The organism is Micrococcus sp. GbtcB5 (assembly GCF_019091605.1).
In the GTDB taxonomy this organism is placed as follows: Bacteria; Actinomycetota; Actinomycetes; order Actinomycetales; family Micrococcaceae; genus Micrococcus; species Micrococcus luteus.
Window position 1 is genome coordinate 1 of sequence record NZ_JAGXJK010000598.1, and the last position, 230, is coordinate 230.

The window sequence follows — 230 nt, forward strand, 5'->3', positions numbered from 1 at the left end:
GGCCACGAACGGGGCCTGGTGGCCGACGATCGCGCCGATGTGCGTGGCGGGGATGCCGGTGAGCGTGCCGGCGGAGGTGATGGGGGTGCCCACGGCGCCGAAGGCCACGGGCGCGGTGTTCGCCAGCAGCACGGCGGTGGCCGCCCGCCGCGGGGGCACACCCAGGCCGGGCACCAAGGGGGGCGTGATGGCCACGGGGGCGCCGAAGCCGGGGGGGGCCCCGCGCGGGC

1 protein-coding gene is annotated in these 230 nt (G+C 80.4%); it reads right to left on the reverse strand.

Translation table 11 applies throughout. The features are described from left to right. Positions 1 to 230: L-lactate permease (locus KVS67_RS13650; protein WP_217565606.1), on the reverse strand; the 230-nt coding region annotated here is incomplete at both ends.